General features: G+C 57.1%; 12 protein-coding genes and 1 pseudogene. 4 read left to right on the forward strand and 9 right to left on the reverse strand.

Annotated elements, in window-relative coordinates:
* Window positions 1-459: 459 nt before the first annotated feature.
* Window positions 460-9,039, forward strand: a complete 8,580-nt coding sequence (locus A8O29_RS12820) for a glycoside hydrolase family 94 protein (RefSeq protein WP_125353917.1) — start codon at window positions 460-462, stop codon at window positions 9,037-9,039.
* A 118-nt stretch (window positions 9,040-9,157) separates the two neighbouring features.
* Window positions 9,158-9,883 carry a murein tripeptide amidase MpaA gene (gene mpaA / locus A8O29_RS12825; protein WP_125353916.1) on the forward strand — a complete coding sequence of 242 codons (726 nt, stop codon included), beginning with the start codon at window positions 9,158-9,160 and terminating at the stop codon, window positions 9,881-9,883.
* Window positions 9,884-10,195: 312 nt separating this feature from the next.
* Here the strand turns inward: mpaA and ycjG are convergent, their stop codons facing one another.
* Entirely contained in the window at window positions 10,196-11,161 is a 966-nt protein-coding gene (gene ycjG / locus A8O29_RS12830; protein WP_125353915.1) for an L-Ala-D/L-Glu epimerase, read from the reverse strand.
* 102 nt (window positions 11,162-11,263) lie between these two features.
* On the opposite strand from ycjG, the gene tpx reads away from it, so the two are divergent.
* Window positions 11,264-11,770 (forward strand): thiol peroxidase, encoded by a 507-nt coding sequence (gene tpx / locus A8O29_RS12835; RefSeq protein ID WP_110507973.1) that lies wholly within the window; start codon window positions 11,264-11,266, stop codon window positions 11,768-11,770.
* 39 nt (window positions 11,771-11,809) lie between these two features.
* On the opposite strand, the gene tyrR is transcribed toward tpx, so the two are convergent.
* From tyrR to A8O29_RS12850, 3 genes are all read right to left on the reverse strand, one after another.
* Window positions 11,810-13,351, reverse strand: coding sequence for a transcriptional regulator TyrR (tyrR, locus tag A8O29_RS12840; RefSeq protein WP_110507972.1), 1,542 nt, complete (start codon window positions 13,349-13,351; stop codon window positions 11,810-11,812).
* Window positions 13,352-13,575: 224 nt separating this feature from the next.
* Window positions 13,576-14,625 (reverse strand): YcjF family protein, encoded by a 1,050-nt coding sequence (locus A8O29_RS12845; RefSeq protein ID WP_174081323.1) that lies wholly within the window; start codon window positions 14,623-14,625, stop codon window positions 13,576-13,578.
* Window positions 14,622-16,019: a YcjX family GTP-binding protein gene (locus tag A8O29_RS12850; RefSeq protein WP_125353914.1), complete on the reverse strand. Its 1,398-nt coding sequence runs from the start codon at window positions 16,017-16,019 to the stop codon at window positions 14,622-14,624. The genes A8O29_RS12845 and A8O29_RS12850 overlap by 4 nt, the downstream gene beginning before the upstream one ends.
* Window positions 16,020-16,170: 151 nt before the next feature.
* Between A8O29_RS12850 and A8O29_RS12855 the strand changes: the two genes are divergently transcribed.
* Window positions 16,171-17,181 carry a LacI family DNA-binding transcriptional regulator gene (locus A8O29_RS12855; protein WP_125353913.1) on the forward strand — a complete coding sequence of 337 codons (1,011 nt, stop codon included), beginning with the start codon at window positions 16,171-16,173 and terminating at the stop codon, window positions 17,179-17,181.
* Window positions 17,182-17,212: 31 nt separating this feature from the next.
* Here the strand turns inward: A8O29_RS12855 and A8O29_RS12860 are convergent, their stop codons facing one another.
* From A8O29_RS12860 to A8O29_RS12880, 5 genes and pseudogenes are all read right to left on the reverse strand, one after another.
* A complete protein-coding gene (locus tag A8O29_RS12860; RefSeq protein ID WP_125353912.1) occupies window positions 17,213-18,124 on the reverse strand; it encodes an OmpG family monomeric porin in 912 nt (303 codons plus the stop codon).
* A gap of 73 nt (window positions 18,125-18,197) precedes the next feature.
* The gene (locus A8O29_RS12865; protein WP_125353911.1) at window positions 18,198-19,283 is read right to left on the reverse strand and encodes an ABC transporter ATP-binding protein; all 1,086 of its coding nucleotides are present in this window, start codon (window positions 19,281-19,283) and stop codon (window positions 18,198-18,200) included.
* A gap of 178 nt (window positions 19,284-19,461) precedes the next feature.
* Window positions 19,462-19,974 (reverse strand): annotated as a pseudogene (pgmB, locus tag A8O29_RS12870) (beta-phosphoglucomutase); the annotation flags it as partial.
* Entirely contained in the window at window positions 19,971-22,244 is a 2,274-nt protein-coding gene (locus A8O29_RS12875) for a glycoside hydrolase family 65 protein (protein WP_125354010.1), read from the reverse strand. The gene A8O29_RS12875 and the pseudogene pgmB, both read right to left, overlap by 4 nt.
* A complete protein-coding gene (locus A8O29_RS12880) occupies window positions 22,238-23,296 on the reverse strand; it encodes a D-glucoside 3-dehydrogenase (protein WP_125353909.1) in 1,059 nt (352 codons plus the stop codon). The genes A8O29_RS12875 and A8O29_RS12880 overlap by 7 nt, the downstream gene beginning before the upstream one ends.
* Window positions 23,297-23,306 lie beyond the last annotated feature (10 nt).

The raw sequence follows: 23,306 nt of genomic DNA on the forward strand, positions 1-23,306 counted from the left end.
TAGTCGGGTAATTATTTGTTTCAACAGGAAGAAATGCAAATGACTTGTCGTATAAAATTGAAGGTGATAGCGAAAAGGTGTCAGTTATGCACCCAATTTAGTCCTGAACAGGCACGAAGTCGTCCCGGCGATTGTTCGCATGCTATTCGACTACTTCGTGATAGGATAAAACTTCGTCGTTAGAGACCACCGTCACTTCCCCTGATTGTGGCTTCAAATCACAGCCCCCTTTCTCAAAAGTTCGTCTCACGCACACGATGCTCTGCCCGGGAAATATTGATCAGTTTGCCATCCCGCGCCGATTCCTGAAGTGCATTCCGGCTCAACGTCGGTGTTCTATACTTAAGTGTTATTCCGGCAGCTGTTAAATCCCCGATGCCTCACGCCCATCTTGAGAGAACGTTTCTGAACTGATTTCGCAACTGCTCCTGCGCGTTCATGTCGCATCAGAGCAACGCTATGAAAATGAATCCAAAAGGGTGGCTGAGCCGCTCCCTGCCCCTGGTCAACGCGCCCGAACACGTCCCGTTCCCGGCCAACGATCCCGCCGGTGAAAATAGCCTGCGGGCTGAACTCTTTTCTTCAGCCCAGATGGAGCGCTTCGGCAAAAAACTCGCCCGCTCGCATAAATTATCAGCGGATAAATTGCCGTATTACCTGCTCAAGCGCCTGAGCGACAACGAAGCCATCATTACGCAAAACTGCTACGCGCTGAACGCCGGTAAAAAGGCCAGCATCATGCCCGCCGGGGAATGGCTGCTGGATAATTACTATCTGATCGAAGAGCAAATCCGTCTCGTCCGGCAACATCTGCCGAAAAACTTCGGCAAAGGCCTGCCAGCGCTGGCTTCACCGCACAACTGCCCACGCATTTACGATATTGCCGCCGAAGCGATCGCTCACGGCGACGGACGCTGGGACCCGGCCAGCCTGACTATCTACATCAGTGCCTATCAGCAACATACCCAACTGACCTTAGGCGAAGTCTGGGCGCTGCCGGGCATGATGCGCCTGGCGTTAATTGAAAATCTGCGCCGCGTCAGCATCGATGTGGTGAAAGCCCAACAGGAACGCAATCTGGCCGATAGCTGGGTGACGCGCATTTTTGAATGCGCAGAAAACGCCCCTGCCGATGTGATTTTGGTCATTGCCGATATGGCGCGCTCGCGTCCCCCGCTCAGCAGCGCGTTTGTCGCTGAACTGGTGCGCCGCCTTCAGGGCCGCGGCAATATGCTGGCGCTACCGCTCACCTGGATTGAGCAGCGTCTTGCCGAACAGGGCGTGACCACCGAAGCCCTCATTTATCGTTTCAATCAACAGCTGGCAACCAGTCAGATTTCGGTGAGCAACAGCATTGCCGGTTTGCGGTTATTGAGTGAAACCAACTGGGCAGAATTCGCCGAAGCAATGAGCGTGGTGGAACAAACGCTGCGCCTCGACCCGGCGGGTGTGTATCCGCTGATGCATTTTGATACCCGCGATCACTACCGCCATGTGATTGAAATTCTTGCCCGAGGCAGCCGCACCAGTGAGCCTGCCGTCGCGCAACACGTTTTGACCCTCGCCGCCCAAAATGCGCCAGAAACCCCAGGCCATCACATTGGCTATTGGCTGATGGGCGACGGACGTCAGCAGCTCGAAATGGAGCTAGCAGCGGACACCTCGCGCTTTATTCGCTTGCGCCACAGCTTCAACCAAATCCCGCTGCTTTCCTGGCTTGGCAGTTTGAGTCTTTTGACGACGGCAGCAACGGCGGCGATCATGCACGACACGGCGCTGTCAGGCATGAACGGACTGCTTATGCTGCTAACAGTGCCGCTAGTCGTGGCGATCAGTCAGCTGGTGAGCGATCTGCTCAGCGAAACGACCACTCGCTTTCGTCATCCACGCCCGCTGCCCCGCATGGATTTTTCTGCGGGGATACCGCCGGAATCGGCGACCCTGGTGGTCATTCCATGCCTGCTGACCAGCCCTGAAAACATCACCAAACTGCTCACCAGCCTGGAAATCTGCTGGCTGGGCAATCAGCACGAGCATCTGCGTTTTGCGCTCTTGACCGACCTCACTGATTCCGTCAACGAAAACTCACCGGATAACAGCGCCCTGCTCGAACAGGCCATTTCGCAAACTCAGACATTGAACCGACGCTACCCGGCGAACCGCCCGCGGTTTTATCTGCTGCACCGCGCACCCGAATGGAACCCGCCGCAGGGCGTCTGGATGGGATATGAGCGTAAACGTGGCAAGCTGGCGCTGCTGAACAGCTGGTTACGCCACCCCACCACGCAGTTTTCCAGTGCGATGGACCTGCCTACCGAACAGCTCCCCGAACGCATCAAATACGTGATTACCCTCGATAGCGATACCGTTCTGCCGCGCGAAACGGCGCACAAGCTGGTTGCCACCATGGCGCATCCGCTCAACCGGCCTGAATACGACCCCGCGCGTCAGCGTGTGGTGAAAGGCTACGGCATTTTGCAGCCGGGGCTGGCGGAAGAGATGCCACGCAACGGGCAAGGCCGTTATGCCGCCTTGTGCAGCAGCATTCCGGGTAACAATCCTTACTCGATGATGTCTTCCGATATCTATCAGGATTTGTTTGCCGAAGGATCGTTTGTCGGCAAAGGCATTTATGACGTCGATGTCTTTGTGCAGGCCACCGCCAACACCTGCCCCGAAAATCTGGTCCTCAGCCATGATTTACTGGAAGGATGCTATGCCCGCTCCGGGCTGTTGAGCGAAGTCTTATTGTATGAGCAGTATCCAAACAACTATTTATCGGATGTGGCGCGGCGCACGCGCTGGATCCGTGGCGACTGGCAATTGCTGAACTGGCTCAAAACGCGGGTGCGAAAAGCAGACGGCAGTCACGACAAAAACCCGTTATCCGCGCTCTCTTACTGGAAACTTCTGGATAACCTGCGCCGTAGCCTGGTAGCCCCGTCTTTACTGGCGCTACTGTTTAGTACTCTGCTATGGGTGCCCAATCCACTGTACTGGCTGGGCGTGCTGGCGGTGGTGTGGCTGCTGCCCACGGCGCTGGCGGTCACGCATGATCTGCTGCGTAAGCCTGCCCGTCGGCTGTTAACCCAGCACCTGCTGCTGGTGATGACCGGGACGCTGAAACGTCTTTCCCGCGTCGGACTGAATTTCATCACTCTGCCGCACGAGGCCGGGTATTCGCTGTACGCCATCGCCGTAACGCTGTGGCGACTGGGCTTCAGTCAGCGCAATCTCAGTCAGTGGGTCAGTTTTAGCCCGGATAACGATTTGTCCAAAACGTCACCCCTCCGCTTTTACCGGGCGATGTGGCTGAACGTGGTCGCCGGTGTGTCATTAACGGCGCTCACCGCGCACGCTGCGCCGTGGTTCTCGACTGTTGCGCTGCCCGTAGGCATCATCTGGTGCCTGGCCCCGCTGCTGTTAAGTTGGCTGAGCCGCCAGCCTACGCTTAAAACGTTCTCGCCAAACAAAGAACAAAAGCAGTTATTACGCCAGACCAGCCGTGAAATCTGGGCCTTCTTTGAGACCTTCGCCAACGCGAAAGAAAACGGGCTACCGCCGGATAACTATCAGGAAATCCCGCAGCCCGTTGTTGCGCATCGAACCTCACCGACCAACATTGGCCTGTCGCTGATGGCCAACCTGACCGCCTGGGATTTTGGCTATCTGCCGATTGGCGAAGTGCTGCAACGCATCACACTGACCCTCGATTCGCTCGATAAAATGGAGCATTTCCGCGGGCATTTGTATAACTGGTATGACACTCGCACCCTGGCCCCGCTCAGCCCGCGCTACGTCTCCAGCGTCGACAGCGGCAATATGGCCGGGCATTTACTGACCCTGCGTGAAGGGCTGTCGGCAATGCGCAATCAGCCGATATTAAACGGCGCACAAGTGCTCGCCGGGATAGACGATACGCTGTCTATTCTTGAAAAACACTGGGGCCAGAGCACCCCGACCGGGCTACGCTTGCTGCGTCAGCATTGCCACAGCGCCGCCGGGCTGGCTCCGGCTGAGCTGTTTACTGAACTGAAATGGATGCGCACCCAAAGTAATCATCTGCACGCTCTGTGTAATCATGAAGACACGGTGGTCGTGCGCTGGATTGAACACCTTCAGCGTCAGTTGGTGATGCTGTGCCACGAATGGACGCACCTGCTCGGCTGGTTAACGTCGGCGTATGACGCGCAGACGCTGCCGTCATTGAGCTGGCTGGCGCAGGCGAAGCATTCCGGCGAAGGCTCCCCGCCTGCCTCCGCGATTTCACTGGCCCGTATGCGGCTGGATATCATTACCGAGCTCGAACAGCGGCTGAACGAACATGCGCAAATGGATTTCACCTTCCTGTACAGCGAGGTGACCAACCTCCTCAGCATCGGCTACAACTGCGACACCAATATGGCGGATAAAAGCCATTATGACCTGCTGCCGTCCGAAATTCGGCTGACCAGTTTCCTCGCCATCGCCACCAATCAGCTGCCGCTCAAAAGCTGGTTCGCGCTTGGGCGGCTTTTCACCACCATTGATAACGAAACCGCACTGATGTCATGGAGCGGTTCGATGTTTGAATATCTGATGCCAAACCTGGTGATGCCGACCTGGCCGGGCAGCCTGCTGGATGAGATGAGTCAGTCTGCGGTCATGCGCCAGATTGACTGGGGCAAAGAGCGCGGCGTGCCGTGGGGCGTGTCCGAGTCCGGCTACCATGCGTTTGACGTTCAGCAGAATTATCAGTATCAGGCCTTCGGCGTGCCCGGTCTCGGGCTGCGGCGCGGGCTGGCCGACGATATGGTGGTCGCGCCGTACGCCACGCTATTAGCGTTGATGATTTCACCGCAAAAAGCCTGTGAAAACCTGGCCCGTCTGGAGAAAATCGGCGCGCGCGGTGAATACGGGTTTTATGAAGCGCTGGACTACACGCCGTCGCGTCTCGCCACCGGGCAGCTGTATGCCGTGGTGCAATCATGGATGGCGCATCATCAGGGCATGGCGTTTCAGGCGCTGGCGCACGTACTGCTCGACGCGCCCATGGTCGACCGGTTTATGGCCAGCACCGCGTTTCAGTCGGCGAGCTTGCTGCTCCAAGAACGCGTGCCCGATGCGGTGGATCTCTACAGTCCTCGCCGTCATTTTGAGTCGCATGAAGGCCGGGTTAAACCGGTGCATTACGAGCCGCGTATCTTTACCCGCGCGGACAGCCTGGTGCCCGAAGTTCAGCTGTTGTCCAACAGCCATTATCACCTGATGATGACCCATACCGGCGGCAGCTATAGCCGCTGGAACGATCTGGCCCTGACCCGCTGGCGGAGCGATACCACCCGCGATAACTGGGGATCGTTCTGCTATATCCGCGATGCGCACACCGGCGAGCTGTGGAGCAACAGTTGGCAGCCGGTCGGCGATATCGACAGCAACGACGAAGTTATCTTTACCGATTCAGGCGCGGAGTTCAGGCGCACCATCGATAACCTGAGCATCAAAACGCAGATTGTGGTGTCGCCGGAAGACGATATTGAACTGCGCCGCATCACGCTGCTGAACCGTGGCCGCCAGCCGCGCACCCTCGAACTGACGACCTACGCCGAAGTGGTACTGGCACCAGCGACCAGCGACCAGGCGCACCCTGCGTTCAGCAATTTGTTTATCCAAACGGAACTGATTACCGAGCAAAGCGCCATTCTATGCCACCGTCGGCCTCGCTCGCCGGATGAAAAAAGCCCGTGGCTGTGTCACATGATGGTGGTTCATGGCGGAAACCAAAGTGACGTGTCGTTTGAGACTGATCGGGCGAATTTCCTCGGGCGCGGCAGAGGCCCGGCCAACGCGCTGGCGGCTCATCAAAGCGGACCGCTCAGCAACACCTCCGGTTCCGTGCTGGATCCGATGCTGGCTATCCGTCAGACCATTACCGTGCAACCGGGCCAGTCCGTCACCGTCGATATCGTGTACGGCGTGAGTGAAAACCGTGCGCAAAGCCTGGCGCTGCTGGAAAAATACCGTGATCACCCGATCGCCGATCGCGTGTTCGAACTCGCCTGGTCGCACAGCCTGGTGGTTTTACGCCAAATCAACGCTAACGAAGATGACGCCGCGCTGTTTAACCGTCTTGCCAGCGCCATTATCTACCCGTGCCAGGAACTGCGTGCCGACAGTCGCGATATCAGCCGCAACCGTCGCGGCCAGTCCGGTTTGTGGGGCTGGGCGATTTCCGGCGATCTGCCAATTGTGCTGCTCACCATCACCAGCGAGGAAAGCCTTCTCTCGGTCACCACCCTGATTCAGGCGCACCGATACTGGCGGCTGAAAGGGCTGGCGGCGGATTTGGTTATTCTCAATAACAGCCCCGGAGGTTATCAGCAGGGATTGCAAAACACGATAATGGATTTGATTTACGCCGGGTCGGAAGCCAGCCAGTTGGATAAATCCGGCGGGATTTTTGTGCGCAACGGCGAGCTCCTGTCAGCTGAAGACAAGCTGCTGTTGATGAGCGTGGCGCATCTGTATCTCGATGACCGCTCGGGCAGTCTGAATGAACAGCTCGATCAACGTATTCATACCTTAAAAGCGCTCCCGAGACCGTTCGTGCCGCAGGTGGGCCCTGGCGACAACCTGCATATTCCGTGGTCGCCCGACACCAGCCAGCTATTGCATTTCAACGGTCACGGCGGATTTTCGCAGGATGGCCGCGAATACCAAATTGTACTCCGGGAGAATCAACCGACGCCTGCACCGTGGTCAAATGTGCTGGCAAATGCCCGGTTCGGCAGCGTGCTGTCTGAGGCGGGCCAGGCCTACAGCTGGTATGAGAACGCGCATGAATACCGACTCACACCGTGGGAAAACGATCCGATCAGCGATCGCAGCGGCGAAGCGTTTTATCTGCGTGATGAAGAGAGCGGCGTGTACTGGTCGCCGACCACCCTGCCGGTGCGCGGCGAAGGGGATTATCTCTCCCGCCATGGATTTGGTTACAGCGTATTCGCCCATCGCGAGAGCGGTATCGACAGTGAGTTGACCATTTTGGTGGCCGAAGAAGCCCCGGTTAAATTGGCTATTCTGACGCTCAGCAACAACTCCGGTCGCCCGCGTAAACTCTCGGTCACCGGGTTTGCAGAATGGACTCTCGGCGAGTCACGCACCCGCTCTACTCTGCATATTGTCACCCATGAAGCCAGCGTGAGCGGCGGCTGCGGCGTGATGGCGAATAACTTTTACGGCGCGGACGGTGGCGGTCGCACGGCCTTTTTTGCCGTCAGCGGCGTGCACTGCTCGCTGACGGGCGATCGGCGTGAATTTATCGGGCGAAATGGTTCTCTGGAAAAACCGGCCGCGATGAATTTACGCTGGCTGTCGAACAAAACCGGGGCCGGACTCGATCCCTGTGGTGCAGTGCAATCGGCGACTAAGCTTATCGACGGCGACCAGACCACGTTTATTTTCGTGCTCGGTGTGGGGGAAGATCAGGCCCAGGCGCAGGCGCTGCTCAGCCGTTATCTGAATGAAGACGCGGCGCGAAATGAACTGAACCAGGTCCACCAAATGTGGCACAACCTGCTGGATAAACTGGTCGTTACTACGCCGGATACCAGCGTGAATTTACTGGTTAACGGTTGGCTGTTGTATCAGACCATTGCCTGTCGCCTGCTGGCACGCAGCGGCTACTATCAGTCCGGCGGCGCATTTGGCTTCCGCGATCAGCTCCAGGACACCCTCGCCCTCAGCCACGCCGCGCCAGAACGGCTTCGCGATCAGATAGTGCTGTGCGCGTCGCGCCAGTTTGTCGAAGGCGATGTCCAGCACTGGTGGCATCCGCCACATGGCAACGGCGTGCGCACCCGCTGTTCTGACGACTATCTCTGGCTGCCGCTGGCGGTCTGTCATTATGTGGAAACCACCGGCGACACCGCAATCCTCGAGCAGCGTATTGCGTATCTGGAAGGACGTTCGCTACAGGCAGGCGAAGAGTCGGTGTACGAACAGCCGGTTATCAGCGATCTCCAGGAACCCCTGTGGCAGCACTGCGTCAAAGCGCTCAAATACGGCCTGCGTTTTGGGCAGCATGGCCTGCCGCTGATGGGCGCGGGCGACTGGAATGACGGTATGAACCGAGTGGGAATCGACGACAAAGGTGAAAGCGTGTGGCTCGGGTTCTTCCTGTACGACATATTAGAGCGCTTTGCCTCGCTGGCCGACAAACGTCAGGATGCCAGCATCAGCGACCTTTGCCGGAGCGCAGCCGCACGTTTGCGGCAGAGCCTGGAAACCGCTGGCTGGGATGGCGACTGGTACCGGCGCGGATATTTTGACGATGGCACCCCGCTGGGGTCTCACGCCTCGCAGGAGTGTCGGATTGATGCGATTGCCCAAAGCTGGTCCGTGTTGTCCGGGGCTGCGAGTCAGGAACGGAGCCGTCAGGCCATGAGCGCGCTGGATACGCACCTGGTCGATGACGACGCCGGGCTGATTAAACTGCTCACCCCGCCGTTCGATGGGCACGGCCCGAATCCGGGCTACATTCAAGGGTATCTGCCGGGCGTGCGTGAAAACGGTGGGCAGTACACCCACGGCGCCATTTGGGCAGTGATGGCTTTTGCGCGCATGGGCAATACCGAACGCACCTGGCAGCTGTGGAACCTGATCAACCCGGTCAATCACACCCTAACCGCCAGCGCTATTGAGACATATAAAGCCGAGCCTTACGTGATGAGCGCCGATGTCTACAGCGTTGATCCGCACCGCGGACGTGCGGGCTGGAGCTGGTATACGGGCTCCGCGGGCTGGGCATACCGCCTGCTGACCGAAGAGCTTCTGGGGATCAGACGTTACGCGTCAGCCTTCACGGTGCATGTCCAACTTCCCCAAAACTGGCCGTCGCTCAGCATCCGCTACCAGAATGGTCAAAGTCATTATCAGATAACCGTTTCGGGTGATGGCGGGCCGTATCGGGTAATCCTGGATGGCGTCACGCTGCCGGATGACAGGATCCCTCTCTTCGATGACGGACAAAATCATACGGTGGAGATATTCCAGACATAATGCTGATTCACCGGGGGCACAGGTCATGTGAAGTGAGGCAGGGATCAGGGAAACTATTTGATTCTCGGTGAGTTATGAACAACACTGCCAGAAACAACACAATAAAGCAGGATTGAGCATGTCTTCCACCCGACCACGCCAGCAGCGCGGCGCGTTTCCGCCTGGAACTCAACACTATGGCCGTTCATTGCTGGGCGCCCCGCTGATCTGGTTCCCCGCCCCGCTCGCCGACCACAACAGCGGGCTGATTATTGCGGGCACCCACGGTGACGAAAACTCGTCCATCGTCACCCTGTCATGCGCGCTACGCACGCTGGCCCCGGACCTGCGGCGTCATCACGTGGTGCTGACCGTCAACCCGGACGGCTGCCAGCTGGGGCTACGCGCCAATGCGAACGGGGTCGATCTCAACCGTAACTTCCCGGCGGCGAACTGGAAAGCTGGTGAAACGGTTTATCGCTGGAACAGCTCCGCAGAGAGCCGTGACGTGGTGCTGCTGACGGGGGATAAACCCGGTTCCGAGCCAGAAACCGAAGCGCTGTGCCAGCTGATCCACAAAATTCACCCGGCGTGGGTGGTGTCGTTCCACGACCCGCTGGCCTGTATCGAAGATCCGCAGCAAACGGGGCTGGGCCAGTGGCTGGCAGACAGCTTTGAACTGCCGCTGGTGACAAGCGTCGGCTACGCGACGCCGGGCTCGTTCGGCAGTTGGTGTGCCGATCTCGGCCTGCACTGCATCACCGCGGAATTCCCGCCGATTTCATCCGATGAAGCGAGCGAAAAATACCTGGCGGCAATGACCGGCCTGCTGCACTGGCATCCGGAATTAGCCTCTACGCGTTGAGATTATTTGATTCCTATACGGCTACAGTTCAGCCAATAAAAAACCCGCATGGCCGGAGCGATGCGGGTTCTTTAACAAATCATCTGGTTCGTCAGGCAAAAAACAACCCAGCTACCACGATGACGACAAGCACGACGGCAGCCACGGTATCAATCAACCGTTTAGTCAGCTTGTCCTGCGTTGCGACGCTTTCGTCTTCCCACTCAATCATCTCAGCACCCTCAAATTTGTGACGCGCGTATCCTAAACGCGCCTCGCGGATGCCGGATGATCGTTTTGTGCCGGATTCAGTTTAAAAATAAACTAACGATTTCATAGGTAAAGAGTCCCGGTGCCGAAGCGCAGCGCGGGTTCGGCATCGATTGCCAGCCACGTCGGGCCATCGAGATCGGCAAAGCGTACCTTTGGCGTCAGCGGCAATGCGGCGCTGATGGCACGAGAGGTACACAACATACAGCCTAGCATCAGGTCAAAACCTTGCAATTTGGCTTCCGTCGCCAGCGCCAGCGCTTCGGTTAAGCCACCGGTTTTATCCAGTTTAATATTGACCATGTCATAGCGTCCGGCGAGTTTCGCCAGGCTTTCGCGGGTGTGACAGCTTTCATCAGCACAAATCGGCAGCGGATGAATAAAGTTTGCCAGCGCACCATCTTCCCCTGCCGGTAACGGCTGTTCGAGCATCGCGACGTTCAGATCCGCCAGCAGCTGACAGCGTGAAGCCAGCCCATCGCTGTGCCAGGACTCGTTAGCGTCGACAATCAGCGTGGCCTCCGGGACGGCTGCCCGTATGGCGACCATTCTTTCGCTGATCAGATGGTCATCGAGCTTAACCTTTAACAGCCGTGCGCCTTTATCCCACAGCGCCCGGGCACTATTTGCCATCTGATCCGGCGTGCCGATCACCACGGTTTGTGCCGTCGTCACCTCGGAGGGTAATTCGCTGCCCACTAAAGCCGACAGCGAGCGCCCCGCTTTGCGCACTTCAATATCCCACAGCGCACAGTCGACGGCGTTGCGCGCCGCGCCCGCGGGCAGAAGCTGCTGCAACGCGTCGCGCGTCAGGCCGGATTCAAGCTGTTCGCCAATGCTGGCAATCTGCGCCATCACCGAGGCAATACTCTCGCCATAGCGCGGGTACGGAGTACATTCTCCTGTCCCGGTCACGCCGTCTTGCTGGATTTCCACCACCACCACTTTCGCTTCGCTGCGGGCACCGCGGGCGATGACGAATGGCGTATGCAGCGGCCAGGCTTCCTCGTACACTTTCAAACTTCTCATTCCCTGCACCTCGATTTACCAGCACTAAAAGGATTTGCCGTGTTAACTGTTGATGTCATACACTAGCCGCGACGTTAACTATATGTAAACAGGAAGATAATCATGTCACAAACTGTGCATTTCCAGGGCAACCCCGTTTCCGTTCAGGGCTCCATTCCGCAGGCGGGCGCCAAAGCACCAGCATTCACTCTGGTCGCTAAGGATCTCTCCGACGTCGCACTGAGCCAGTTCGCTGGTAAACGTAAAGTGCTGAACATTTTCCCGAGCATTGATACCGGCGTATGCGCTGCATCCGTGCGTAAATTCAACCAGCTGGCAACCGAACTGAACAACACTGTCGTGCTGTGCATTTCTGCTGACCTGCCGTTCGCCCAGTCCCGCTTCTGCGGTGCAGAAGGTCTGAGCAACGTTGTTACCCTGTCCACCCTGCGTGCGCCAGAGTTCCTGCAGCAGTATGGCGTTGGCATCGCAGATGGCGCGCTGAAAGGCCTGTCTGCTCGCGCGGTCATCGTGCTTGATGAAAACGACAACGTGGTTCTGAGCGAGCTGGTGAACGAAATCACCAACGAGCCGGACTATGATGCTGCGCTGGAAGCACTGAAAGCCTGATAAAAAATGCCGCCTTCATCACTGAAGGCGGCATCGCATTTACTCTTCGTTCTTCTTCTGACTTAAACCATATTCCCGCAACTTATTCGCGATCGCCGTGTGCGAAACGCCCAGGCGTTTGGCAAGCTTACGCGTGCTCGGATAGCTGCGATAAAGCTGAGTCAGCACCGACCGCTCAAAGCGACTGGTGATGTCGTCCAGCGAGCCTTCCATCGCATCTTCCCCGACCGCCACCGTGGTGGTGTCGTAATCCGGCAGTAAGATGTCCTGCGGGCGCAGCTCGTAGCCGTCCAGCTGCGTCAGCGCGCGGTACACGGCATTTTTCAGCTGACGCACGTTGCCCGGCCAGCCGTAGCGGGTCAGCACGGTGTTCAAATCAGCGGCCAGTTTCGGACGCGCAATCCCCTGCTCATCGGCAAAACGGGCCACAAACAGCTCCGTCAGCGGCATGATGTCCTGCGCCCGATCACGCAGCGGCGGCAGGTTCAGGGTCAGCACGTTCAGACGATAATAGAGATCTTCGCGGAACAGACCTTTCTGCACCAGTTCGACGAGGTTCTTCTGCGTGGCGCAAATCACCCGCACATCGACGTGGATTTCGTGATCTTCCCCGACGCGACGGAAGGTGCCATCGTTGAGGAAACGCAGCAGTTTGACCTGCATTCCCGGCGACATTTCACCGATTTCATCCAGCAGCACCGAGCCGCCGTTGGCCTGCTCGAAGAAGCCTTTTTTGCCTTCCGGCGCATGGCCGAACAGTTCGCTTTCAACCGCATCTTCCGGAATCGACGCGCAGTTCAGCGCCAGATACGGCTTCTGTGCACGCGGGCTTGCCAGATGACAGGCGTTCGCCAGCAAATCTTTCCCAGTGCCGGTATCACCGACAATCAGCAGCGGCGCACTCAGCATCGCCAGCTTGCGGGCCTGCTCAACTACGTGACGCATTTTCGGGCTAACGGCGATAATCTGACTGAAGGCGCTGACGTCCTGGCTGGTCATGGTTTGCAGCTGACGGCCCATGCGTAATGTAGAACGCAGCATCACGACGGCCCCCATCAGAACGCGCGTGGCATTTTCGCCTTCCAGCGTCACCGGGGTAATTTCCAGCAGGAAGTTTTGCCCGTTGATCACCACGTGTTCTGCGTGGGACTCCATCGGGGCGTCATCCAGCCAACGCTGGAAGTTAAAGCCGTTGATCAGCTGCGCGGCATTGTGGCTGCGCAGTTTATCCTGCGACTGGCCGAACAACTGGCAGCTCGCCGGGTTCGCCAGCTCGACTTTGCTTTTAGTGTCCAGCGAAAGCACCGGCTCCGGCATGGCTTCCAGTAACGCGCTCAGCGCCAGGTGTTCACGTTCCGACGGCATCCACGGCACGGTGCGCACGTCGGTCACGCCGGCGATACGACGGATTTCTGCCATCAGAGTGCGGAAACTGTCAAATTCCAGCTCCGCAAAATTAAGGTAAATTCGGCCAATGGGGTCGATGTCGATCCCGCGCAGGTCAATACCGCGCAGCACCAACAGATCGAGTAATTCACGGGTCAGACCAAGACGGTCCTCACAAAAGACTTCAAGACGCATGGGAGTATCACCCTCATAGCCAATAACGCATGGATGATAAGACAGTTCTCCGCCTGCGGGAAGATGGCTGTCAACAATTATTGACAGTATGGCGGAAAATCAGGCACTTTGCCGTAAACTCGGCGGGTAAAGCACAAAGGGACAAGGTCAGACGTGATTTTTGCAGCGGCGGTTGAGTGAGATACCCCTCTCCGTTAAGAGAGGGATAAATAGCAAATGAAATGTTAAGCCGGTTTCTTATTGATGGTTTCTTTCAACTGACCGATAAGCTCACGGCGGAAATCGCCAAGCTTTGGTTTGTCGTTATCGATCCACGGCAGCGGGCGGCAGACTTCCATTGCTTTAATGCCCAGGCGCGCGGTCAGCAGACCAGCCCCGATCCCCTGCGCCGCACGGGCGGAAAGACGCGCGGCCAAATCCTGCGACATCCAGTCCATACCGACTTCGCGCACCAGTTCGCTGGCTCCAGCGAAGGCGATATTCAGCATCACCAGACGGAACAGGCGCAAGCGGCTGTAATAACCCAGCTCAATGCCGTACAGCATGGCGATGCGGTTGATCAGGCGCAGGTTGCGCCAGGCGATAAACGCCATATCCACCAGCGCCAGCGGACTGACGGCAATCATCAGCGTGGATTCTGCCGCCGAACGGCTGATTTCGCGCCGCGCCTGAGCATCGAGCACCGGCTGCACGAGATGGGCATACAACGTGACCACTTCCCGGTCGTTCTGCGTTTCGTGAATGGCAGCGTACCAGCGCTGGAGCGCCGGGTGCGATTTGTCGATCCCGGCCTGTGCCGCCAGCTGTTCGCAGAACGCCCGACCTTTTCCGGTGCCGTGGCTGTGCAGCAGGTCGCGCGCTTCATCACGCTCTTCCGCCCGCTGACGCAAACGCCATAAGCGTCGCCACTCAGTCGCCACGGACCCAACGCCCGCGCCGATAATCAGCGCCCCGGCCGCGTAGCCACCCAGCGCCACCCAGTCTTGCGTTTGCCAGGCGTGCATCGTCGACTGTACGCCCTGCGCCACCACGCTAATACCGAAAATACCCAGCCCTGCGGTTACCATCCGTCGCCACAGACTGCGTTTCGGGTGCAGCGCCGCTTCGACTACGGCTTCGGCCTGACCTTCGTCCTCCAGCGGATCGTCAATCACCGTCGGGGCAAAGTTCTCGGCCTGATTCTGTTCAAAGGTTTGAGCCCCACGCAGGTGCTCCGTTTTGTCCGCTTCCAGCGGCCCGGCGAAATCGATACGCGGTTTTAACGGTTCGCTCATCGCAATTTATCTCCAATTAAAAACTCCAGGGCTGCATCAAGGCGAATGTGCGGCAGCGGTTTATCGACGTCCATCGTCTGCGGGCGAAACGCCTCGAACTGGAAGCCCTGCTGTTCCCAGAACGCCTGTCCCGGCAAACGGGCAGGCACTTCGCCGGGATACACCGTCAACGGTTCGCCATCGCTCAGGCGGTTGCCGCGCAGCGCGGGAATTTTCTCGCCATTGACGTCAATCAGCCCGCTTTGCGTGGCCTGCACCGAAGCCAGCCCCAGACAGTCCATGCTGATGCCTTCAAAGGCCGCATTCTGCCACGCATCCTGAATCAGCTGCTGCAACAGGGAAACCATGTTCGCATGCTGATCGACGGTAACGTGATCGGCTTTGGTGGCGGCAAACAGCAGTTTGTCGATGACAGGGGAAAACAGACGACGAAACAGCGTGCGCTGCCCGTAATGGAAGCTTTGCATTAATTGCGTCAGCGCCAGACGCATGTCGTTGAACGCCTGCGGCCCGCTGTTCAGCGGCTGCAAACAATCGACCAGCACTATCTGGCGGTCAAAACGCAGGAAGTGATTTTTATAGAAGTCTTTAACCACGTGTTCGCAGTAATAGTCAAAACGCGCCCGCAGCATCCCGGCGTTGGTGTGTTTGTCGGCCTGCGCCAGTTTGGCCTCGCCTGTGGCATCCACATCCGGCCACGGGAAGAACTGTAAGGCCGGTGCGCCTGCCATTTCGCCCGGCAGTACAAAGCGCCCGGGCTGAATGAAGTGCAAACCTTCCTGTTTGCAGGCGTGCAGATAGTCGGTCCACGCCTGGCTGAGTTCTGCCAGACGGTTTTCGTCTGCCGGTGCCAGCGGGTCTAGCCCTTCGCAAAGCTGACGCCAGCGTGTAGACCACTCTGCTCGCTGCCCGGTCAGCAGGCCGGTCATCTGTCGCGACCAGCTCAGGTAGTCCTGTGCCAGCATCGGTAAATCCAGCAGCCATTCGCCCGGATAATCGACGATTTCCAGGTACAGCGTGGAGGTGTCTTTGAAGTGGCGAAGCAAGGAATCGTTAGAACGAAAACGCAGGGCCAGGCGAATCTCGCTCACGCCACGCGTCGGCGTTGGCCACGTCGGCGGCGTGCCGTATAGCTGCGCCAGGCCTTCGTCGTAGGTAAAACGCGGGATCCCGTAGTCACGCTGCGGCACACGCTTCACGCCGAGCAACCGCTCCTCACGTACCGCACTCAGCAGCGGTAAACGCGCGCCTGCGTGCAGATTCAGCAGTTGATTCACCATAGCGGTGATAAACGCGGTTTTGCCGCTACGGCTAAGCCCGGTCACCGCCAGGCGCAGATGTCGGTCCACACCGCGATTGAGCAGCGCATTAAATTCGGTTTTGAGTCGCTTCATCGCCATCCCGTTTTGTCCGATTCTTGCTTATCCTTCAGGATACATGACATAAGGTCCCTGAAGAGAATTATCAACCGCACTTCGCTGTATTTCAGGCTTTTTCTCCAGTAAGATGCATCTGATTGACTCTACGATGGAGCTCGACAGGTGTATGTCACCGACCATATATGATATTGCCAGGGTTGCTGGCGTCTCAAAATCTACCGTCTCGCGAGTACTGAATAATCAAACCAATATTTCGCCAGAGGCGCTGGAAAAAGTGCAGAAAGCGATTAAGGATCTTAATTATCAGCCAAATAAGCTTGCCCGGGCGCTAACGTCTTCTGGGTTTGACGCTATTATGGTCATTTCTACTCGCTCAACGAAAACGACGGCAGGCAATCCTTTCTTTGCTGAAGTGCTTCACGCCATTACTTCCCGGGCGGAGGAAGAAGGCTTTGATGTGATATTACAAACGTCACGCAGCACTGAAGATGACCTGCTTAAATGCGAAAGCAAAATTCGGCAAAAGATGATCAAAGGGATCATTATGCTGAGCTCCCCGGCCGATGAATCCTTTTTCTCGCGCGTCGATGCGTATCAAATTCCGGTGGTGGTGATTGGGAAAGTTGAAGGGGATTATCAGCACGTCTATTCCGTCGACACCGATAATTATCAGGACAGCATTGCACTGACCCATGCGCTTATTTCTCGTGGGCATAAAAATATCGCCTGCCTGCATGCCCCGCTGGATTATCACGTTTCCGTTGACCGCCTGGCGGGATATAAAGTGTGCCTCAGCCAGCACCATATTCCGCTGCGTGAAGAATGGGTCATTGATAGCGGTTATACCCATGAAACCGCGCTGGTCGCGGCGAAGTCGTTGCTGGCGATGGAACCGCGTCCGGATGCCGTTTTCGCCACCGACAGCATGAAGCTGTTAAGCCTGTACCGGGCCGCATTTGAAGCAGGCATTCAAATACCGCAACAGCTTGCCGTGGTTGGCTACAGTAACGAAACGCTGTCGTTCATTTTGTCTCCCGCGCCGGGCGGTATTGATGTGCCTACCTACGAACTGGGTCTAAAGAGCTGCGATCAGCTTTTCAAATGCCTCGCCGGTAAACCGGGTCCACGACGGGTTATCGTTTCTACCCATATTTCGCTGACCGACTCGCTGGCATAAAGCCGGAGGTTTGCCCTCCGGCCACATGGCGTTAAAACGCGTAGTTGATGCCGACACCCGCATAATGGAAGCGATCGTCGTCGCCCTCATCGTGGTGTTCCCACTCGTAGGCATATTCAAGAGAAACCGAAACACCGTTATCGAAGTCGTGGGCGAATTGTAATCCAAGACGGTTGAAGTCATGGCCTTCGCGAGTCGGATCGTCCTGCCAGTCCCAGTTTGTCCAGCGGTCAAGACCGAGACGGGTATACGGCGTCAGTGTGGTGGAACCAAAAGAGATGGGGAGATAGGCACGAATTTCCTGGGTTGAAAACTCACCGTTATTCCGGCTCTTATCAAGGTTAAACCCGCGCTCCAGATAATAATTCGTCAGCAACGAGACCGTCTCTGTCAGCTTCCACGTAAACCCGGTTTCGGTTTCCACCCGGCTGTCAGCATACCCCGTTTGCTGTAGATCGTTCACGAACTGATAGGCCGCCAGCCAACCGTTGAAATGCACGTCATCCGTCAGGCGTAAATTCCAGTCTGGCTGAAATTTATAACGCTGCATATTAGCGGTTCCCGCCTCTTTATTATGTTCATCTTTAAAGTGATAGCCATAATTACGAATACCGCCGGTCAGACCGAGAGTAAAGTCATCGCTATCCAGTACCTGATAACGAACTTCCAGTTCAGGCCGATTAAAATAGGTCCCGCGTGTGCCAGAACTGTAATCGACCGGGCCTTCCTGATACATCGCTAGCGATATTTTCCATGGCCCTGTGGAAGCATTGAACCACACCGACGGTTCGTATAACCCGTCCATATCATCGGCTTGCCCTTCAGTATTCTCGATTTCATACATCGCGCCAATATTAAATTTCCAGCCGTCATTATTTTCTGCATAAGCTGTGAGAGTACACGCACCCAATAGCAGTGCGGCACACCGAGGTAGTGTGTTCATAATATTCATCCTGAAAAATTAACAACGTAGAGATAATGGGAGGAATGACATCCTCCCTGCTTTTTAATTTCTGTTATTCGCGGATGGCTCGCTCACTTTCAATATCAAAGAAATGACTTTTCGCCATATCGAATGACAACACAATATTATCGCCGGCGAAATAATCACTGGTCGACGGGGCGCGAACCACCAGTTCATGCCCACCAATGGTGATATACAGCATAAATTCCGCACCGGTTAATTCCGCCACGCTAATCCGCGCCGCGACCGGTATAGTCGACTCCGCGCCAGTGACGATATCTTCCGGGCGAATGCCTAACACAATCGCTTTACGCTGATAGCCCGCCGCGTTGAGCACTGCCATCTTGTCCGGCGGGATCGGCAAGCGCAGGGTTTCGGTGACGAAATCATTGCCGTCGATGGCGCCACGGATAAAGTTCATCGCCGGAGAGCCAATAAACCCGGCGACAAACATGTTTGCGGGCTGGTTGTAGACCTGCTTCGGCGCCCCCACCTGCTGCACGATACCGTCTTTCATAATCACTATCCGTGTCGCCATTGTCATGGCTTCGGTCTGATCGTGCGTGACGTAAATCATGGTGGTATTGAGCTTCTGATGCAGTTTGCAGATTTCAGCCCGCATCTGCACGCGCAGCTTGGCATCGAGGTTCGACAGCGGTTCATCCATCAAAAACACCCCCGCTTCACGCACAATTGCCCGCCCGAGTGCCACGCGCTGGCGCTGGCCGCCTGACAACGCGCTCGGTTTGCGCTTCAGATACTCACGCAAACCCAGGATTTGGGCCGCCCAGCTGACACGTTCTTCAATGACCTCCGGCGCAATTTTTTGCATCTTGAGACCAAAGGCCATGTTGTCATACACCGTCATGTGCGGATAGAGCGCGTAGTTCTGGAAAACCATCGCGATATTGCGCGACTTCGCCGGAACATCGTTCATTCGTACGCCGTCGATCATTAACTCGCCATGGCTGATCGCCTCCAGCCCGGCAATCATTCTCAGAGTGGTTGATTTACCACAGCCGGACGGCCCGACCAGAACGATGAACTCTTTGTCTTCAATGTCGAGATTGAAATCCTTCACCACGTGCACGTGGTTGTCGTAAATCTTCTGAATATGTTGCAGTGATAATTGAGCCATGGGTTTATTCCTTTACAGGTGCAGGAGCTGGATGGAGGCGTTGCCAGTACGCATCCAACCGATGCCAGTTCAGTTCCCGTGTGGACGGTAATAACAGCCCCGCCCCCATCAAATCTTCGCCAATGCCGACTGATGCCATGCCGCTCGCGTTAATCGCCTGGATCCCGGCCAGGGAATCCTCTATCCCGATAGCGTGGCGCGCTGCCACGCCTAATCCCCGGCAGGCCAGCAGGAAAATTTCCGGGTCGGGCTTGGAATGCACGATACGCGAGGCATCTGCGCAATAGTCAAAGAGGTGCGAAATTCCCAGCGCATTCAGAATAACCGGAGCATTGAGTGACACCGAGGCCAGCCCGATGCGTATTCCCCTGCCACGTAGCGCCTGCAAAAGCGCAGTGATGCCTGGCAAAATCGACTCAGGGGTGAGCGACGCCAGCGTGGCGACGTAACGGTTGTTTTTACGCGCGCACAGCTCCTCGCAGTCGGCGGGGGAAAAGTACGCCGCTTTACCGCCGTGTTGCAAAATTCGCTGCAACGACGCCATTCGGCTGATGCCCTTCAGCTGCTCGTTGAACGTTTCGTCAATGCTGATCCCAATTTCCTTCGCCACATCGCGCCAGGCGACGTAATGCAAATGCGCCGTGTCGGTCACTACCCCGTCAAGATCGAAGATAACGGCATCCAGTTTCATTCGGTCTTCTCCATGGTAGCGGTCCCAATTTGAGTGCTAAAAAAATCAGACTGCGGATAGCGCTGCTGCCCATTCAGACAAATTTCGCGGCCCCACAGCCACAGACGAATTTCTGCGCTGGTGTTCAGGGTGACCGCTTCCGACGTAATATCCAGGGTCAGGCTCGCGCCCTGCCAGCGAACCGGCACGCATAGCCGCTGCCATTTCGCCGGGAGTGCCGGGGCCAGATGCAGTTCACCATTGCAAATAGTTAGCCCGGCAAAGCCTTGTACGGCCCCCAGCCAGATAGCCCCCGTCGCTGCGGCATGAATCCCGTCGTCGCTGCTGTGCGGCTCGTCGCCCAAATCGATTTGCGTCCCGTCTCGCCATAGGCGATACCCTTCCTCTACGCGGCCACAGCGCGCGCTGACGATGCCGTGAATGGCTTTACTGAGCGAGGAATCGTGGATGGTTCGTGGCTCGTAGTACGCCAGATTCGCCAGGCATTCGGCGTCAGAAAAACGATCCGGTAGCATGTAATTCAGCATCACCACATCGGCCTGTTTAAGGATTTGCATCTCGTTGACTTCCGCCCGCGAGTAGTCGAGCAAAATGGTCTGCTTCCCGGCGTGGGCTTTATATTTGCTGAGATTAATGGTCGGCTTTTGCATGAACGTATCGTCCTGCGCCAGCACGCCCTGCGCATCTGCGTCAGGTAGCCACAGACGTTGCAGAAAATCGGCGGCTCTGGCGGCAAACACCGGCTGGAGTTCGCCAAACTGCGGGATAAAATGCAGCGCCTGTGACACGTTGTGCCAGGCCATATAGTTGGTGAAAGCGTTGTTATTGACGTGCTCGGTGTATTCATCCGGACCGATAACATCGTGCAACTCCAACCGCCCGTTGGCCTCCACCGCTCTGCTCATCCAGAACATCGCCGTTTCGGTCAATAAGCTGACCCCTTCGGTGCGCATGAACGCCTCATCATGGGTAGCGTGCCAGTAGTTCACCACCGCCCAGGCGATATCCGCGACCAGATGATGTTCCGCCTGTGCGGAGGCGATTTTCTGCCGCAGGCCGGTGCGGATATTGATGGCGGCAAATTCCGGCGTTTCTTCCTCGCCGCTGCGCGCGCTCTCCCACGGGAACAGCGCCCCGTGCCAGCCATTGCGTCGGGCTTTTGCCCGCGCACCGGGCAGATTCAGGTAACGGTAGCGCAATAACGACCGTGCGGTGGAGGGCTCGGTCAGCAGATGATAAGGGAGTAAAAAGACTTCGGTATCCCAGAACACATGCCCTTTGTAGCCTTCCCCCGTCAGCCCTTTGGCCGCAATACTACTGCGTTCGTCATGCAGTGGCGTCATGGCCGCCAGATGATAATGGGCAAAATCGAGGGCGACCTGATCGGCCGCGGTGCCGGACTCTACGACGACCCGACGCGCCTGCCAGCCTTTCAGCCACTCCGCTCGCGAAGCGGCCAGCAGCGCGTCGTAGCCCTGCGCGGCACACCTCTGCACATCATTCAGACAGCGTCGGCTAAAGCTCTCCAGAGATAAGGTTTCACGCCCGCGCTGCACTATCCAGCTGACTTTCTCGAGCGTGACACTGTCACCCGCCTTCAGGCACAGCGCACTGTTTTGCATCAGGCGGCGATTCTTCGCCGCAAAGCAGCTTTCCGCGCCCTGGCTCAACTGAATGCTACTGGTGATCACCACTTCAGCATCCGCCGACTGTGTCGCCCACGCGCCCTGCAAAACCTGCTGACCAAAGACCCGCAGCGAAAGCTCATCCAGATGCTGACGACCACTGTTGGTTTGAGTCCCATCAATGCCGGTGGAAAATTCGAGGTTTACATCTTCGTCCAGCGCGGTCACGGTGAATTGCATCGCCAACAGCGGCAACTGCGCCATTGAGGTGAAACGGCGACTGGCAATGCGCACACGTGGGCCAGAAGGAGAGCGCCAGATTAAATCCCGCCGAAGTTCGCCGTCGCTGAAATCCAGCTCGCGATTCCAGCTTTCGGTCTCGCCGCTCAGAAGCGTAAAAGGTGCCCCATTTACCTCAAGCTGAATGCCGACCACGTCAGGCAGATTAATCAGTTCATTCGTTTCGCCACGTCCGGCACAGTGATACAGCCCGGCGAGATACAGGCCGCGCACCTGCTGGGTGTAGTCCTCTTCATGGCTGGCGCGCACGCCCATATAGCCGTTCGCGCTGGACATCAGCGAGGCGTATTTATTCAGGCTGTGCGGGCTGAAAGCCGGATCGTTCAACGTGGAAATGTTCAGCATATCGTCACCCATTCGCCCTTTTCCGCAGACTCATACAACGCCGCGACCAGTTGCTGAATAATGAAGCCCTGTTCACCGTCGGCAATCGTGACCGGCTCGCCCTGCACATGACGCACGAACGCGTCCATACTGCGAAAATGGCGATTGTCGTCTGCCTGATCGCGCTGGTATAGCGTGTTGAGTTCGCCATTCACATCGTTATAAACATGCGCCGGGAACAGCGTGGCCCCGGCTTTATCCCCGCAAAAGGTGACGTTCATCCGTGACTGCTCGGTGATGTTCAGCACAAAGGAGGTCTCGATCCGCAGCAGGCTACCATTTTCGAACTCAATGGTGCCAAACAGAGCATCTTCAACGGTGTACTGCGTCGGGTCCCATTCGCCAAACTGACCGCTGCTTTTCACGGTACCGAGCTTCTCGAAACTGTGGGCCATGACGCGTCGCACCGCGGGAAAAACCAGCACATACATCGCGGCGTCCAGCATATGAATGCCGATATCGATCAGCGGCCCACCGCCCTGCATGGCTTTATTGGTAAACACGCCCCAGCCCGGAACGCCGCTGCGTCGCAGGGCGGTGGCGGTGGTGAAATACACTTCGCCCAATGCGCCCGTCTGCACCTGCTCGCGCAAAAGCTGGGCGTCGAGGGAGAAGCGATGATGAAAATCATACGCCAGCACTTTGCCCTGTTGACGCGCCATCGCGCGCATCTGGTTAGCCTGCTGCGGCGTCATCGCCGGAGGCTTCTCACACATCACGTGACAGCCCGCTTCCAGAGCAGCTAAAACATGCTCAAAATGAAAGCGGTTCGGCGAGCAGACACTCACAACGTCAGGCTGCACTTCCTGCAACATCAGCCGTACGTCGTCATAGCTGCCTGCAATCTCAAATTTCGCCGCAAACGCCTGCGCTTGTTCCAGGCGGCTGTCACAGACAGCCACCATCTGGAGGTCACACCGCGTGGCGTAGTATGTAGCATGGACTTTGTCCGCCACCTGCCCCGCGCCGATGATGGCGACGCGCAACGGGACGACAGCTGTAGCATTGTTCACGCGATGTCCT

This window comes from Scandinavium goeteborgense (assembly GCF_003935895.2).
Taxonomy (GTDB): domain Bacteria; phylum Pseudomonadota; class Gammaproteobacteria; order Enterobacterales; family Enterobacteriaceae; genus Scandinavium; species Scandinavium goeteborgense.

Excerpts from the sequence above, each read along its gene's own strand:
- tpx (WP_110507973.1), top strand. The coding sequence starts at position 11,264 with ATGTCACAAACTGTGCATTTCCAGGGCAACCCCGTTTCCGTTCAGGGC.
- A8O29_RS12860 (WP_125353912.1), bottom strand. The coding sequence starts at position 18,124 with ATGAACACACTACCTCGGTGTGCCGCACTGCTATTGGGTGCGTGTACT.
- A8O29_RS12865 (WP_125353911.1), bottom strand. The coding sequence starts at position 19,283 with ATGGCTCAATTATCACTGCAACATATTCAGAAGATTTACGACAACCAC.
- A8O29_RS12855 (WP_125353913.1), top strand. The coding sequence starts at position 16,171 with ATGTCACCGACCATATATGATATTGCCAGGGTTGCTGGCGTCTCAAAA.
- A8O29_RS12875 (WP_125354010.1), bottom strand. The coding sequence starts at position 22,244 with ATGCTGAACATTTCCACGTTGAACGATCCGGCTTTCAGCCCGCACAGC.
- ycjG (WP_125353915.1), bottom strand. The coding sequence starts at position 11,161 with ATGAGAAGTTTGAAAGTGTACGAGGAAGCCTGGCCGCTGCATACGCCA.
- mpaA (WP_125353916.1), top strand. The coding sequence starts at position 9,158 with ATGTCTTCCACCCGACCACGCCAGCAGCGCGGCGCGTTTCCGCCTGGA.
- A8O29_RS12845 (WP_174081323.1), bottom strand. The coding sequence starts at position 14,625 with ATGAGCGAACCGTTAAAACCGCGTATCGATTTCGCCGGGCCGCTGGAA.
- tyrR (WP_110507972.1), bottom strand. The coding sequence starts at position 13,351 with ATGCGTCTTGAAGTCTTTTGTGAGGACCGTCTTGGTCTGACCCGTGAA.
- A8O29_RS12820 (WP_125353917.1), top strand. The coding sequence starts at position 460 with ATGAAAATGAATCCAAAAGGGTGGCTGAGCCGCTCCCTGCCCCTGGTC.
- A8O29_RS12850 (WP_125353914.1), bottom strand. The coding sequence starts at position 16,019 with ATGAAGCGACTCAAAACCGAATTTAATGCGCTGCTCAATCGCGGTGTG.